This is a genomic window from Amycolatopsis sp. NPDC003676 (genome assembly GCF_053587275.1).
In genome coordinates this window covers 1-13,830 of record NZ_JBSFNS010000164.1, presented here as the reverse complement: position 1 = coordinate 13,830, position 13,830 = coordinate 1, and the positions used below count along the sequence as shown (strand labels likewise).

The window sequence follows — 13,830 nt, the reverse complement described above, 5'->3', positions numbered from 1 at the left end:
GCTCGCCGTGCACGACGCCCGCCGACTTGAGGATGCGCAGGGAAAGATGCCTTGACAAGCACCCCCAGACCGCAGGGACGCTTCGTATCGGGGTGCGGGGGAGGGGCTGGGTGCCTCGAACCTTGGGTGCGTTTGCTGCGGTTCGGGAGTGGGTCGGGGCTTGCGCCCCAATGTGGCGTTGGGTGCGTCAGATGCACCGAACGCCGCATTGGGTGCGTGGGATGCACCCAATGCCGCATTGGGGCGCATCCTGGCGGGGGCTGGGTGGGGCGTGAGGGGAACCCTGGAGGAATCAGAGCCCGTGAAGGTGGCCCTCACGGACGTAATCGAGCCCACGAACGCGCAGGGGAAAGAGTGGCGTCGCTGGGCTGGGCGGCTAAGTTGTGCGGCATGGATGTGCACGTCGTCGATCACCCGCTGGCCAAGGCTCGTCTCTCTACCATGCGGGACGCTCGGACGGACAGTGCCGCGTTCCGGGCCGCGTTGCATGAGTTGACTGTCATGCTCGTTTATGAAGCCACGCGGGATGCGCCGGTGCGTACTGAGCGGATTCATACTCCGGTCGCGCGGACTGACGCGTATCGGCTGGCCAGTCCGCCGTTGCTCGTGCCTGTCTTGCGGGCTGGGCTGGGGATGGCTGATCAGGCGCACAAGCTGATCCCCGACGCGCAGATGGGGTTCGTCGGGCTTGCTCGCGACGAGGAGACGCTCAAGCCGACTCCCTACCTCGAGTCGCTGCCCGAGTCGCTCGCGGATCGGCCGGTGTTGGTGCTGGATCCGATGCTCGCGACTGGCGGGTCGATGGAGTACACGATTCGGCTGCTGACCGATCGTGGGGCTACTGACGTCACCGCGATTTGTGCGCTCGCTGCCCCGGAGGGGTTGGCGCATCTGGAGCAGACTGGGCTGCCGGTTCGGGTGGTCACCTCGAGTATTGACGAGCGGCTCAACGACTCCGGGTTCATCGTGCCGGGGCTGGGCGACGCGGGGGATCGCCAGTACGGAGCTAGGTAAGCCAGCCGGAAGCGTTGGCGTGCAAAGCTTTTTCGTACCCGTCGGAAACGCTGAAGCCAGCCGGCAGACGGCCGGACAGTTCCAGGGACACCAGGCCGTGCACGAAGCCCCACAGGCTGACGGTGATCAGTTCTGGCGCGACGTCCTGGAACTGGCCGGACGCGACCGCGGCGCGGACGACCCCGGTCAGGGGGGCGAGGGTGGACTGGGCGACCTCGTCGGCTTCGGCGTTCGGTTCGAATCCTGGCACCGAGCGGCTGAACATGATCGCGTACAGGTGCGGGTCGGCCAGTGCGCTTTCGCGGTAGGCGATGCCCAGGCGCACGAGGTCGGGTACGGGCTCGCCAGTGAGGGGGACCGTCGCGAGGCGGGCGCCGAAGCGGCGGAAGCCTTCTGCGTACAGAGCGTTCACCAGGTCCGGTTTGCTGCCGAACAGCGAGTACACCGCCGTGGTCGACGTGCCGGAGTCGGCGGCCAGTTTTCGCAAGGACAGCGCCTTGGGGCCGTCCGCGGAGATCAGTTCGCCTGCCCGGTCCAGGAGCTTCAGCCGGAGGGATTCGTCGTGGGTACGGGGGCGAGGCATGTACCCAGCGTAACGCAACAACGTTATAAAACGCGACCGTGACCAGCGTTTTAAGATTTGACCTGGAGTGCACTCCAGGTCGTACTGTCGAGCGCATGAGCTACTCGATAGCGGAAGCCGCACGACGTAGCGGCCTGTCGATCGACACCCTCCGGTACTACGAACGCATCAAACTTCTCGAACCGCCCGCTCGCGATTCGGCGGGGCGGCGCGCCTACTCCGACGAGGACCTGAACTGGCTCGGCTTCCTCACGAAGCTGCGGCTCACCGGGATGCCGATCAAGAGCATGCGCGAGTACGCCTCGCTGCGCCGGCACGGGGTGGCCAGCGCGGGACGGCGCAAGGCGATCCTCGTGGAGCAGCGGCAGTCGGTCGCCGACCGGATCGCCGAGCTGCAGGGTTGTCTCGACATTCTGGACTACAAGATCGCCAACTACGAGCAGATCGAGCGCAAGGCCTTCGGCGTCGCGCCCGAAATGGAGGGAATTTCCGCGTGATCGGTACGAGGAAGCTCGGCGCACTGGAGGTCGGCGCACAGGGGCTCGGCTGCATGGGGATGAGCTCGGCCTACGGCGTGCGCGACAACGACGGCGAGTCCGTCGCCACGGTGCACCGGGCGCTGGAACTGGGGGTGACCCTGCTCGACACGGCCAACGTGTACGGCGCGGGGGAGAACGAGAAGCTCGTCGGCAAGGCCATCGCCGACCGTCGCGACCAGGTGGTTCTCGCGACGAAGTTCGGCATCGTGCACACCGACGAGGGCATGACCGCGCGCGGTGACGCCGCGTATGTGAAGCAGTGCTGCGACGAGTCGCTGCAGCGGCTCGGGATCGACCACATCGACCTCTACTACCAGCACCGCGTCGACCCGAACGTCCCGATTGAGGAGACCTGGGGTGCGCTCGCTGAGCTGGTCGAGGCAGGGAAGATCCGTTACGCCGGGATTTCCGAAGCCGGTGCGGAGACGATCCGCCGGGCGCACGCGGTGCATCCGGTGACCGCGTTGCAGAGCGAATGGTCGCTCTGGACGCGCGGGATCGAGGACGAAATTCTCGGTACTTGCCGGGAGCTGGGGATCGGAATCGTGCCGTTCTCGCCGCTGGGCCGCGGGTTCCTGACTGGCGCGGTCACGTCGGTGCAGGAGCTGCCCGAGGGCGACATGCGCCGTGGCCTGCCGCGGTTCGCCGAGGACAACTTCGCGCGCAACATGGCGATCGTCGAGGCGCTGCGTGCGCTGGCCGCGGAGAAGGGCGTCACGGCGGGGCAGTTGGCGCTCGCCTGGGTGCAGGCCAAGGGGGCCGACGTCGTGCCGATCCCGGGCACGAAGCGGCGGAAGTACCTGGAAGAGAACGTCGGCGCGGCCGAACTGGAACTGTCCGAAGAGGACATCGCGGCGATCGAGAAGGCCGCTCCGGCCGAGGCGATCGCGGGGGCCCGGTACCCGGAGGCGCTCGCGCGCGTCACCGGCAAGTAGCAGCCGAAGCCGGTGCCTCGCTTCCGTCGCGGGGCGCCGGCGTCCCGAAGACCGGGTACGTTCTGAGGGATTTCTGAGATCTTCCGACCACTCTGATCGCCGTCAGATCAAGGCGACGCGGGAGGTCGGTGTCATGGCGGACGTGCTGGACTACCTGGTGGTCGGAGCCGGGCCGGCGGGATTGCAGCTCGGGCGGCAGCTGGGCGGGGCCGGGCGCAGCTACCTGGTCCTGGAGCGCGGGTCCGTGCCCGCCGCGTTCTTCACGCGATTTCCCCGGCACCGCACGCTCATCTCGGTCAACAAGAAATACACCGGATGGACCGACCCCGAACTGAACCTCCGGGTCGACTGGAACTCGCTGCTCGACGACGGGCCGGATCCGCTGGTCTTCACCGACTACAGCGCCGAGATGTTCCCGCCGGCGGAAGCATTTCTCAGCTACACCGCCGATTACGCGGCGAAACACGACGTCAAGATCCGTTACGACACCGAGGTTACGCGAATTTCGCGCGCGGGTGACGTCTTCACGGTCACCGCTGCGGACGGGGAGAAGTTCAGCGCGCGGCGGCTGATCATGGCGACCGGCGTGACCAAACCGTATGTCCCGGATGTGCCGGGCATGGAGTTGGTCGACCAGTACGCCGATTACGACACCGATCCGGAACAGTTTATCAACCAGCGCGTTCTCGTGCTAGGCAAGGGAAACTCCGCCTTCGAAACCGCTGACAGCATCAACGCCTTCGCTGCGGTGCTGCATGTCGCCGGTCCGCGACCGGTCAAGCTCGCGTGGCGCACGCACTTCGTCGGACACCTTCGCGCATTCAACGCTGGCGTGCTCGACATGTATCAACTCAAGCTGCAGCACGCGATTCTCGACGGTGACGTTCGCGAGATCACCAAGGACGACGACGGTTATCACGTCAAGTTCGCTTTCGCCCGTGCCAATGAGCTGGTCAAGGAAATTCGCTACGACCGGGTCATCGCCGCGACCGGATTCCGGTTCGATGCTTCGATTTTCGACGAGGACTGCCGTCCGGAGATGACAATCAACGACCGGTTCCCGGCGCAGACCTCGTCGTGGGAATCGGTGAACGTGCCAGGACTTTACTTCGCCGGGACGATCACTCAGGCCCGCGATTTCAAGAAGGCCACCAGCGCGTTCATTCACGGCTACCGCTACGGCGTGCGCGCGCTTTCCAAAGTGCTCGACGAGCGCTACCACGACACCGAATGGCCAAGCACGGTGGTGGCCAACAAAACCAGTGAACTGGTCGACGCCGTCATAGGCCGGATCAACCGTACTTCCGCGCTGTACCAACAGTTCGGCTTCCTCGCCGACGTTCTCGTGGTCGACGGCGACCAGGCCCGCTACTACGAGGAAGTCCCGGTCGACCGGTTCAAGGACACCGCGCTGGGGGAGAGCGCCAACGCGTTCGTGATCACCCTCGACTACGGGCCGGACCACGACAAGATCGATCCGTTCGACTTCACTGTCACCCGCGCGAGTCAGGACGTCGCGAACGATTCCGGCGAAGGGCATTACTTGCACCCGATCGTCCGGCATTACCAGGGCGGCGAATTGGTCGCGACCCATCACGTCACCGAGAACCTCGAAAACGAGTGGAATCGCCCGGTGCACGTGGACGCGTTGACGGCCTTCTTCACCAAGCAGCTCTGACATGCGCACGATCGCGGAGTTGGAAGCCATCGCACGCGAACGGATGGAGCCAGCGCACTACGACTATTACGCCGGCGGAGCGGGCGAGGAAGCCACCTTGCGCGCCAACGAAGAAGAATTCCGCCGCCGGGTGCTGGTGCCGCGAGCACTGCGCGGCGTCGGTAAACGCGACCTGACGGTGGAAATTGCCGGGTCGCCGATGTCGATGCCGATTTTGGTGTGCCCGACGGCATTCCACCGTCTCGCGCATTCGGATGGAGAACTCGCGACCGCGCAAGCCACTGCGGAAGCGGGCACCGTCTTCGTGTGCAGCATGGCCTCGACGACGGCTGTCGAAGACGTCGCCAAAGTCGCCGACGTGTTCTGGTTTCAGCTGTATGTGCAATCAGACCGTGAGTTCACCGAAGCGGTCATCAGCCGGGCGGAGAACGCGGGCGCGCGGGCATTGGTGGTGACGGTCGATTCCGCGGTGCGCGGACGGCGGGAACGCGAGTACCGCCACGCGTTCCACGATCTTCCTCCGGGGCTGGCCGCCGAGAACATGCGCGACGCCACCGGCCGGGTGCGCGACATCGAAATGCCCGTCGACCTGACCTGGGACGATCTCGCCTGGCTGCGCGAAAGCACGAAAATGCCGATGCTGCTCAAGGGCGTGCTGCACCCGGAGGACGCCCGGCGCGCGGTGGCGGCCGGAATCGACGGACTCGTGGTGTCCAACCACGGCGGACGGCAACTCGACGGCGCAATTTCGAGTCTGGCCGCACTTCCCGAAATCGTGTCCGTTGTGGACGGTCAAGTGCCACTGATCCTCGACGGCGGTGCGCGAAGCGGCGCGGACGTCGTCAAGGCGCTCGCTCTCGGCGCGGACGCGGTCGGCGTCGGCAGGCCGGTGCTGTGGGGCCTTGCTGCGGCGGGGCAGGAAGGGGTCGCCGAAGTGCTGGAACGGTTGCGCGAGGAAACGGACACCGCGCTCGGGCTGTGCGGGGCGCGGACGCCCGGCGAGCTGACTCCGGACCTGGTCCGATGAAACGTCTCGTGCTCGCCGGGGCGGCCGGGCTGATCGCGACCAGCCCGAAGTGGCTGCCGGGCCGGGTCGTCGCGATGCGGAACCGGATCTTCGCGCTGGTCAACGGGGACGAGGGCTACCAGGTGCCGGTCGAGGACTTCCGCCGGGTGTACGCCGATCCGGCGGCCGACGGACGCAGCGAGGGCGCCGCGCTGTCCGACCTGTTCTGGTACTGGCTCGCGCCCGGACCGCAGGTGCACCAGGAACATCTGGAACCGGGCCCGCGCTACGACGAGGTCGCCAAAACCACCCGGAACATCCTGGTCAAGTCCAAGGCCGAATCGCAGGCGATGACCGAACGGGTCGCCGCACGCGTGCTCGACCGGATCGAAACCGGGCCGGGCCGACTGCTCCGGCTGCGCGACGAGATGATGCCGGTCTGGGCCGAGCTGTACTACGAGCTGGTGTTCGGCGAACCGTGCCCGCCGGAGGCGCGGGACCTGATCGTCGGGCACGCCGACGACGTCGTGTCCGCGCTGAAGTGCGTGCGCCCGCGCAACATGTGCCGTCGCGCCCGGCTCACCGCGTACCTGCGCCGCCGGCTCGACGACGTGCCGCATCCGCTGCCGTCGCGGCTCACCCGCGAGGAGCAGGTGTTCTACCTGCAAGGCACGTTCTTCAACACGGCGGTCGTGCAGATGTCCGAGGCGATGGCGCACCTGCTGATGGTGCTCGCCGAACATCCGCAGGTGCAGCGCAGGCTCGCGGAAAACCCGGACGACGACGAGTATTTCGACCGTGTGCTGGACGAATGCCTGCGCACCTACCCGCTCTTCGGCATCGCGCACCGCATCACCACCGGCGACATCGAACTGGCCGACCGAACCATCGACGCGGGCACCGTGCTGTTGTTCAGCTATCCGGAGTTCCACCACGCCGGAGTGGACCGTCCCGACGAGTTCGACCCGGAGCGTTGGGCCGGTTGCCCCGCGCACCAGCAGAGAAATTTCTTGCCGTTCGGCGTCGCACAAAACCGGCCGTGCCCGGCGCGCGGCCTCGCCCCGGTGACGATGCGAGTGGTCACCAGGGAATTCCTGCGCCGGTTCGCCCTCACGACGAGCGCCGCGCACACCCGCTCGATTCCCAATCGCGGACCGGTTTTCGCGACCCCGCGCGGATCGCGGCGAAATCCCCGCACCGCATTGGCCTATCTGGCGGTACGCGATCGCTGGGAAGACGTGTGGCGCAGCCTCGCGCAGCTGGTCTTCGGCACCTACATGGTGCTCGACGCGCGTCGGCTTCGGTTGTGCACCAAACACTTCCAGGGAGGGAACCGATGAGTGCCGTAGAAGCCGCACCCGCGTTTTTCCTGGCAGCGGTGGTGATCCTGGTGTCCTGTCGGGCGGTGAACGCGCTCGCGGTGCGGCTCGGACAACCGCCGGTGGTCGGTGAGATGGTCACCGGTGTGCTGCTGGGCCCGTCGCTGCTCGGGCTCCTGCTGCCGGGCGTCCAGGAATGGCTGTTCCCGGACTCGGTGCGCACGCTGCTCTACCTCGGCGGCCAGATCGGGCTCGTCATCTACATGTTCGGTGCCGGCTACGAGTTTCGGCTGAGCGCCCTGAAGGAAGGGAGGAAAACCGTCGCGGCGGTGTCCGCCGCGGGCACAGTCGTGCCGCTCGCGCTCGGCGTGGGGGTGAGCGTGCTCGGCGCGAACTGGGCCGGAATCCTGAAACCCGGGGTGTCGCCGGTGGTTTCGGCGGCGTTCGTCGCGGTGGCGCTCGCGATCACGGCGTTTCCGATGATGGCCCGGATCATCACCGAACGCGGTTTGGGCAGCACCCGGTTCGGCTCGCTCGCGCTCGCGTGCGGCGCCCTCGACGACGTGCTCGCCTGGATCCTGCTGGCCGTCGTCCTCGGCATGCACGCCGGCACAGCCGGTCCGATCGCGACGGCCATTGGCGGCGGAGTGCTGTTCGTGCTGCTGGTGTGGCTGGTGGTCCGGCGGATCGTGGCGCGGGTGATGGACAACCCGCGCGTGTCGGTGGACCAGCGGATGCTCGTCACCGCCATGTTCCTGTTCGGCGCCGCGTGGTTCACCGACGTCATCGGCCTCTACGCGGTGTTCGGCGCGTTCATGCTCGGGCTGGTGTTCCCGCGCGGCGAGGCGGCCGACGCGGTGCTCGCGCGGATCATGCCGGTCGGCCGGGTCGTGTTCCTGCCGCTGTTCTTCACCTATTCCGGCCTCAACACGCGATTCGCGCTGCTCGCCGACCCGAAGCTGCTGATGTTCGCGCTGGTCTGCATCGCGGTCGCGGTGGTCGGCAAACTCGGTGCCTCGTGGGGCGCGGCGCGGCTGACCGGCGAACCGCAACCGGTAGCGCTGCGGATCGGCGTGCTGGTGAACGCGCGCGGACTGATGCAATTGGTGGCATTGAACGTGGGGCTGTCCGCCGGAATCGTTTCGCCCGCGCTGTTCACCGTCCTGGTGCTCGTCGCGCTCGTCACCACGATCATGACCTCGCCGGTGCTCGGCTGGCTGGACAAACGCGACGCCCGCCGGTACGCCGACGGAGAAATGCCCGAATTTCTCCTCACCGGACGAAGCTGAACGATTGCCTACGAAAGTCGAGGGTCGGATGGCCGGATCACTGCGAGTATGGACCTGTGCACGATGAGGCAGAGACCCCGGCGGCTTCCCGGGTGCTCCTGGTCGAGGACGATCGCGATCTCGCCGGGATGCTCGTCGAATTGCTCGCCGGAGAAGGTTACGAGACCGAAGTGGCCCACGACGGACAGCGCGGCCTGCACCTCGGGCTCACCGGGCGGCACGCGGTGGTGATTCTCGACCGGCGGCTGCCGGTGGTCGACGGCCTCTCGGTGCTGGCCCAGCTGCGCCGCCGGGCGGTGCCCGCGCGGGTGCTGGTGCTGTCGGCGCTGGGCGAGCTGGCCGACCGGGTGCACGGCCTCGACACCGGGGCCGACGACTACCTGGTGAAACCGTTCGAGACCGACGAGCTCCTCGCCAGGGTGCGAGCGTTGTGCCGCCGCGACGAGGAGCACGCCGAATCGCTCCCGCTCGGCGCTGCGGCGCTGGATCTGCAGCGGCACGAGGTCGTGCTGCCGCGCGGCGAGCGGGTGACGCTGTCCGGCCGCGAGTTCGAACTGTTGCGCACGCTTGCCCAGCGGCCCAAGGCAATCCACCCGCGGGCGTCCCTGCGCGCGGGAGTGTTCACCGAATCCGCCGCTGAGTCCATTGTGGACACCTATGTGTACTACCTGCGGCGGAAGCTGGGGCGGGGCGTGGTGAAGACAGTGCACGGCCTTGGCTACCAGATCGGGGCGGTGTGACCACCGTCGTCGCCCCGGAGGCGCGGGCGCTGCGGCGCGCGCGGCGGACCATTGCGGGCCAGATCGCCGTGGTGATCACGATGGTCGTGCTCGCCGCGGGCGTGATCGCGTACTGGGTGCTGCGCAGCGGGCAGTCCGCGGAGACCGAGCGGCAGCTGGAATTCGCGCTGAGTCACGGGCTTTCCGCGACCCCGCCCGGATGCACCTATCTGGTGACGCCCGAGGGGCACGCGCCTGCCGGGCGGCTCCCGTTCACGATCCCGCCGGTGCCGCAAGTGCCGCACGACGGTGATGTGGTGACGGAAGAACGCGTGCTCGACGGCGCGACCTACACCATCCGTACGGTCAACCGCGGCGGCGAGGTATGGCAGGCGTATTTCAACGAGCACTACCTGATCTCTGACCGCGAACAGCTGTTGTTAGGGCTCGGGGTGGCCGAGCTGGTGGTGCTGATCGCGTCGGTGATCAGCGGGTATCTGCTGGCCGGGCGGGCAATCCGGCCGTTGGGCGAGGCATTGCGCCGGCAACGGACATTCGTCGCCGACGCGTCCCACGAGCTGCGTGCGCCGTTGACCCGGCTGCACACCCGCACACAGCTCCTGGCCCGACGCGGCGGTGCGGGACCGGATGAGCTGCAAACCCTGGTCTCGGGCACCCGCGAATTGGGTGCGGTGGTCGACGATCTGCTCTTGTCCGCGCAGGCCTGTGCCAAGCGGCCGCAGCTGGAGCCGGTGCAGCTGGCGGTGCTGGCGGAACAGGCGGTGGCGGCGGAATCGGTCCGGGCGAACGACCGGCAGGTGGACCTCCGGCTGAGTCGTTCGCCGGGGCTGGAGGACGTGGTGCCGGGCGTCCCGACCGCGTTGCGGCGAGTGCTGTCCGCCTTGCTGGACAACGCGATCGGGCACACTCCGCCCGGCGGGTCGATCGAGGTGATTCTCGCCAATCCGGACGCCCGGCACGTCGAACTGCGCGTGTGCGACACCGGAACCGGCTTCCCGCAGCACGAAGCGGAGCGGCTTTTCGAACGTTTCGCGCACGGCGCGCACGGTGAGGGACGACGGTTCGGGTTGGGGTTGGCGTTGGTGCAGGAAGTGGTGACCGGACATGGCGGGACTATTGCCGCGTTCGGAAAGCCTGGCGTCGGTGCGACGTTTACGTTGCGCTTTCAACGGGCTTGAGCTTACGGGCTTGGAACTTCTTGTACAGGAAGAAATAGAGCTTGATGTACTGGCCGACCAGGACGGCGTTGATGATCGTGCCCTCGCGGATGAAATGCGGGCCGCCGAGGAAGATCAGCCCGATGCCCGCCGAGATCGCCAGCAGGGTGCAGTCGAAGACGGTCTTGATGTTTCCCCATTTGCGGCCGGTCTTCTTCTGCAGGGTGTTGACGAACAGGTCGATCGGCATCAGCACCAGATTGGCGCGGATCATGAGGAAGAGCCCGAACGCCAGCATCGCGTCAGCGAGGAACAGCAACGCGAGATTCGCCGCATAGGGCCCGAGCGAGATCCACTTCGTCGCCATCAGGTTGAAGTCGAGCAGCGCGGCCAGAATCAGCGCCGGAACCAGCGAGAACAGGTTCTTGAGTTTGAACGCCCTTGGCAGCACCAGGAAAGTCAGCCCGAGCATGAGCACTTCGAGCATGAGATTGAACGTGCCCTGGCTGAGCGGCGGGAGCACGAGCGTCATCGTGCGGGTCAGGCTGCTTTGCGGGGAAATGCCGATCCCGGCGCGGATGGCCAGGCCGAGACCGAGCGTCAGCAGATAGATGCCCGCGATGTAGGTGATCCACCGCCGCACCACGTTTCCGGTGTCGATTACTCCCGCGTCTTTGTCGTAAGGCACGACCGCGACCTCCTCGTTGAGGGTTACTTCATGAATCCGAAACGGTCGAGCGAGATGAACAGGGTCAGGAGTTTGTTGACGACGGGCTCGCCCTCGTTGTGGTTGCCCAGCTTTTCGAGCGCGGCGTCGACCGAGCGGGTCGCGTCGACGAGTTCGGCGAGATTCATGTCGGCCATCACGCCGTAGAATTCCAAGGGCAGACAGGCTTTTGTCTCGCCGTCCTCGGTCACGATGCAGCCGCCGACGAGCGTGTCCAATTGCTTGAGGTTGGCGCACATTTCCGCGCTGTCGCTGCCGACGCTCACAAAGTACGCCGACGGCGCGGGCCAGAACGTCGACACCGCACCGCGGTCGAGCGACACGCCCTTGAACAGTCCGGTGACGATGTGCCGCTCTCCGTCGGCGTAACGTTGCACGACGGAAATCCGGTTGAGCCGCTCGCCTTCGTGCTCGGGCACGACCGCACCGTCGCGGAACGGTACCCAGATCTCTTGGGCGAACTTGAGATGCCCGCGTCCGTAGACGTCGAAAAGCAGCACCTTCGCTTGGTCGCCTTCGGGCGAGATTTCGAGTGGCACCAAGTCGAGTTGCTCGGCGGTCAGGTCGGCGAGACCCGGCTTGGGTTCCTTGGCCAGGCTTGAGTAATCGATGCCGACGCGGTTGAGCAGCTTACGGTCGCGCGCGACCAGTTCGCCGCCCTTGAACACATACCGCGGATTGATCTTGGCGAGACTGTCGGTGAGGACGATGTCGGCGAAGCGGCCCGGGCTGAGCGAACCGAGATCGCGGTCCTTGCGGAACGAGCGGGCGGCGTAGAGCGTGCCCATTTTGATCGCCTTGATCGGCGGCATTCCCATTTCGATCGCCAGCGAGATCACCCAGTCGATGTGGCCTTGCCGCAGGACGCGGTCCACCGAGATATTGTCCGCGCACAGCTGGAAGTTCTCCGCGGGCCAGCGCCGTTTCACGATGGCGCGCAACATGGTCCGGATGACCTCGGGACTTCCGACGCCGAACTTGATCTGGGTGTTTAGCCCGTAGCGGACGCTCTTTTCGATGTCGTCCTCGTTCCAGACGTCGTGATTGTTGTCGACGCCGATCGCGGGCATGTAGTTCAGCAGCATGTCCGACAGCGCCGTGACGCCCCAATGGCAGTTCACGAACCCGGAATTCGCCCGGCCCAGCGCGGACTTGCGGAAGTCGTCGGCGTCCCCGGTCATGTAGGACAGGTGAGCCAGTTCGCCGAGCCCGATCACCGGATCCATCTTCAGCATGGCCTCGGTGACGTCCGTCGAGGTCTTCTTCCCCGGCGCGAACGCGTAAAGCCGATACGGCAGGTTTTCGTGGTCAGCAAACAATGTTTGGACGGCTTCCACTGCCTCGTCCCCGGCCGCGCTGGCGAAGTCCAGGGTTTCGCCGAAGACCGTGGTCGTTCCACTCGGGACGATCGCCTCGCCGAACGCCGCCGGATGCGCGAGCTGCGACTCGAAATGCAGATGCGCGTCGATCAAACCGGGGATCGCGTAAAGCCCTTCGCCGTCGAAGACCTCGCGCACCCGCACGACCGACTCGTCGGGGTTCAGCGCCACGATCCGCTGCCGGTAAACGAGAAGCGAGCCGGGATAGACACTTTCCGTGTGCACGTCGACAATGTGGAGATTGCGCAGCAGCAGGTCCGCCTCCTGCTCGCCGGAGAGAATTCCGAAGATCGTCCGAACGTGATCTTCTTGCGCGGCAACGTCTTCGGCCGGGATCGGGGGATACGTCGTCGGATCCTGCACAGTGTCCTCGCTTCGCTGTCGTTGGTGCACTGATAGAACCCGGCGCATACCGTTGCTGACAAGCATTCATTTTCGTACGACGTGTACTCTTTTTTCGTACGCTAAGGAGGTCCGCCCGTGCTCCACTCGCGGTTGCTGCAGTACATCGACGAAGTGGCGCGCCTCGGCTCCATCCGCGCGGCCGGCGCCCGGCTGCACGTCGCGCCGTCGGCGATCAACCGGCAGATCCTGCTCCTGGAAGCGGAACTCGGTCAGCCGCTGTTCGACCGTCTGCCGCGCGGGATGCGCCCGACGCCAGCCGGGGAGGCGCTTCTCGCGCACGTCCGGCGCACGCTGCAGCAGTACCGCGAGACCGTCGCCGACATCCGCGACCTGCACGCGCTCGGCAGCGGCGAGGTTGTGATCGCCACGATGACCGGCCTGGCCAGCAGCGTCGTCGCCACCGCCGCGGCGGCGTTCCGGTCTCGCCATCCGCGAGTCCGGATCTCGATTCGCGCGATGACGACGCAGGAGATCCTGCACGCGGTCGATGCCAGCGAAGCCGATCTCGGACTCGGCTTCAACGTCCCGCCGTCGGCGCACCTCGAGGTCTGCTGGCAGATGAACACCAGGCTCGGCGTGGTCGTCGCCCCGCACCATCCGCTCGCCGGCGCGGACCCGATCCCGCTCGCGCAGTGCCCGCCCTACCCGCTGATCTTCGCCGACCGCTCGATGGTCATCCACGGCATCGTCGCAGAGGCTTTCGCCAAGGCCGGTCTCGACATCGAACCGGCCTTCCACACCAACTCGATCGAGACCATGAAACGCCTCGCGGCCTCCGGCGACGCCATCGCGTTCCTCAGCGAATTCGACATCGCCGAGGAGATCCGCGACGGCCGCCTCGTCTTCCGCCCCGTCCGCGACGCGTTTAGCAACAACGTGGTTTCGTTGGTGCGGCGGGAAAAACACGGCCACGGGCTGGCGAGTTTGTTGCTGGCCGAGGACATCGTGGGCGCGTTGACCCACGCGCAGACTCCGCGCCCCTAACGCTCAGCACCGTTGCCGCATAGGTACGTGAGGGGAACCCTGAGGGAATCAGATTCCCTCAGGGTTCCCCTCACG

Annotated in this window: 13 protein-coding genes; 10 read left to right on the top strand and 3 right to left on the bottom strand. The window is 66.5% G+C overall.

Translation table 11 applies throughout. The annotated features are described in order from the left end of the window. Window positions 1-390: 390 nt before the first annotated feature. Window positions 391-1,014 carry a uracil phosphoribosyltransferase gene (gene upp, locus ACWDNU_RS42420; RefSeq protein ID WP_116205731.1) on the top strand — a complete coding sequence of 208 codons (624 nt, stop codon included), beginning with the start codon at window positions 391-393 and terminating at the stop codon, window positions 1,012-1,014. On the opposite strand, the gene ACWDNU_RS42415 is transcribed toward upp, so the two are convergent. Further along, window positions 1,007-1,597, bottom strand: a complete 591-nt coding sequence (locus tag ACWDNU_RS42415; protein ID WP_449673007.1) for a TetR/AcrR family transcriptional regulator — start codon at window positions 1,595-1,597, stop codon at window positions 1,007-1,009. The genes upp and ACWDNU_RS42415 overlap by 8 nt on opposite strands. Window positions 1,598-1,692: 95 nt before the next feature. Between ACWDNU_RS42415 and ACWDNU_RS42410 the strand changes: the two genes are divergently transcribed. The 8 genes from ACWDNU_RS42410 to ACWDNU_RS42375 all read left to right on the top strand — a co-directional run bounded on the left by ACWDNU_RS42410 (window position 1,693) and on the right by ACWDNU_RS42375 (window position 10,281). Continuing rightward, window positions 1,693-2,094, top strand: a complete 402-nt coding sequence (locus tag ACWDNU_RS42410) for a MerR family transcriptional regulator (protein ID WP_009072633.1) — start codon at window positions 1,693-1,695, stop codon at window positions 2,092-2,094. Further along, window positions 2,091-3,071, top strand: a complete 981-nt coding sequence (locus ACWDNU_RS42405) for an aldo/keto reductase (RefSeq protein ID WP_449673006.1) — start codon at window positions 2,091-2,093, stop codon at window positions 3,069-3,071. Before ACWDNU_RS42410 ends, ACWDNU_RS42405 begins: the two co-directional genes overlap by 4 nt. Window positions 3,072-3,204: 133 nt before the next feature. Next, a complete protein-coding gene (locus tag ACWDNU_RS42400; RefSeq protein WP_449673005.1) occupies window positions 3,205-4,749 on the top strand; it encodes an NAD(P)-binding domain-containing protein in 1,545 nt (514 codons plus the stop codon). A 1-nt stretch (window position 4,750) separates the two neighbouring features. Beyond that, complete coding sequence (locus ACWDNU_RS42395; protein ID WP_449673004.1) at window positions 4,751-5,776, top strand: alpha-hydroxy acid oxidase; 1,026 nt, start codon at window positions 4,751-4,753, stop codon at window positions 5,774-5,776. Then, window positions 5,773-7,095 carry a cytochrome P450 gene (locus ACWDNU_RS42390; RefSeq protein ID WP_449673003.1) on the top strand — a complete coding sequence of 441 codons (1,323 nt, stop codon included), beginning with the start codon at window positions 5,773-5,775 and terminating at the stop codon, window positions 7,093-7,095. The genes ACWDNU_RS42395 and ACWDNU_RS42390 overlap by 4 nt, the downstream gene beginning before the upstream one ends. After that, on the top strand, window positions 7,092-8,363 hold the full coding sequence (locus ACWDNU_RS42385) for a cation:proton antiporter (protein ID WP_449673002.1): 1,272 nt from the start codon (window positions 7,092-7,094) through the stop codon (window positions 8,361-8,363). Before ACWDNU_RS42390 ends, ACWDNU_RS42385 begins: the two co-directional genes overlap by 4 nt. A 92-nt stretch (window positions 8,364-8,455) precedes the next feature. Further along, on the top strand, window positions 8,456-9,103 hold the full coding sequence (locus ACWDNU_RS42380) for a response regulator transcription factor (RefSeq protein WP_043831817.1): 648 nt from the start codon (window positions 8,456-8,458) through the stop codon (window positions 9,101-9,103). Next, on the top strand, window positions 9,100-10,281 hold the full coding sequence (locus ACWDNU_RS42375; protein ID WP_449673001.1) for a sensor histidine kinase: 1,182 nt from the start codon (window positions 9,100-9,102) through the stop codon (window positions 10,279-10,281). The genes ACWDNU_RS42380 and ACWDNU_RS42375 overlap by 4 nt, the downstream gene beginning before the upstream one ends. Here ACWDNU_RS42375 and ACWDNU_RS42370 read toward each other — a convergent pair. After that, entirely contained in the window at window positions 10,256-10,948 is a 693-nt protein-coding gene (locus tag ACWDNU_RS42370; RefSeq protein ID WP_449673000.1) for a YczE/YyaS/YitT family protein, read from the bottom strand. The two genes, ACWDNU_RS42375 and ACWDNU_RS42370, sit on opposite strands and share 26 nt — an antisense overlap. A 23-nt stretch (window positions 10,949-10,971) precedes the next feature. Then, window positions 10,972-12,759: an adenine deaminase C-terminal domain-containing protein gene (locus tag ACWDNU_RS42365; protein WP_449672999.1), complete on the bottom strand. Its 1,788-nt coding sequence runs from the start codon at window positions 12,757-12,759 to the stop codon at window positions 10,972-10,974. Between the two features lie 87 nt (window positions 12,760-12,846). Between ACWDNU_RS42365 and ACWDNU_RS42360 the strand changes: the two genes are divergently transcribed. After that, on the top strand, window positions 12,847-13,755 hold the full coding sequence (locus ACWDNU_RS42360) for a LysR family transcriptional regulator (RefSeq protein ID WP_449672998.1): 909 nt from the start codon (window positions 12,847-12,849) through the stop codon (window positions 13,753-13,755). Window positions 13,756-13,830 lie beyond the last annotated feature (75 nt).

Excerpts from the sequence above, each read along its gene's own strand:
- upp (WP_116205731.1), top strand. The coding sequence starts at position 391 with ATGGATGTGCACGTCGTCGATCACCCGCTGGCCAAGGCTCGTCTCTCT.
- ACWDNU_RS42415 (WP_449673007.1), bottom strand. The coding sequence starts at position 1,597 with ATGCCTCGCCCCCGTACCCACGACGAATCCCTCCGGCTGAAGCTCCTG.
- ACWDNU_RS42410 (WP_009072633.1), top strand. The coding sequence starts at position 1,693 with ATGAGCTACTCGATAGCGGAAGCCGCACGACGTAGCGGCCTGTCGATC.
- ACWDNU_RS42400 (WP_449673005.1), top strand. The coding sequence starts at position 3,205 with ATGGCGGACGTGCTGGACTACCTGGTGGTCGGAGCCGGGCCGGCGGGA.
- ACWDNU_RS42395 (WP_449673004.1), top strand. The coding sequence starts at position 4,751 with ATGCGCACGATCGCGGAGTTGGAAGCCATCGCACGCGAACGGATGGAG.
- ACWDNU_RS42390 (WP_449673003.1), top strand. The coding sequence starts at position 5,773 with ATGAAACGTCTCGTGCTCGCCGGGGCGGCCGGGCTGATCGCGACCAGC.
- ACWDNU_RS42385 (WP_449673002.1), top strand. The coding sequence starts at position 7,092 with ATGAGTGCCGTAGAAGCCGCACCCGCGTTTTTCCTGGCAGCGGTGGTG.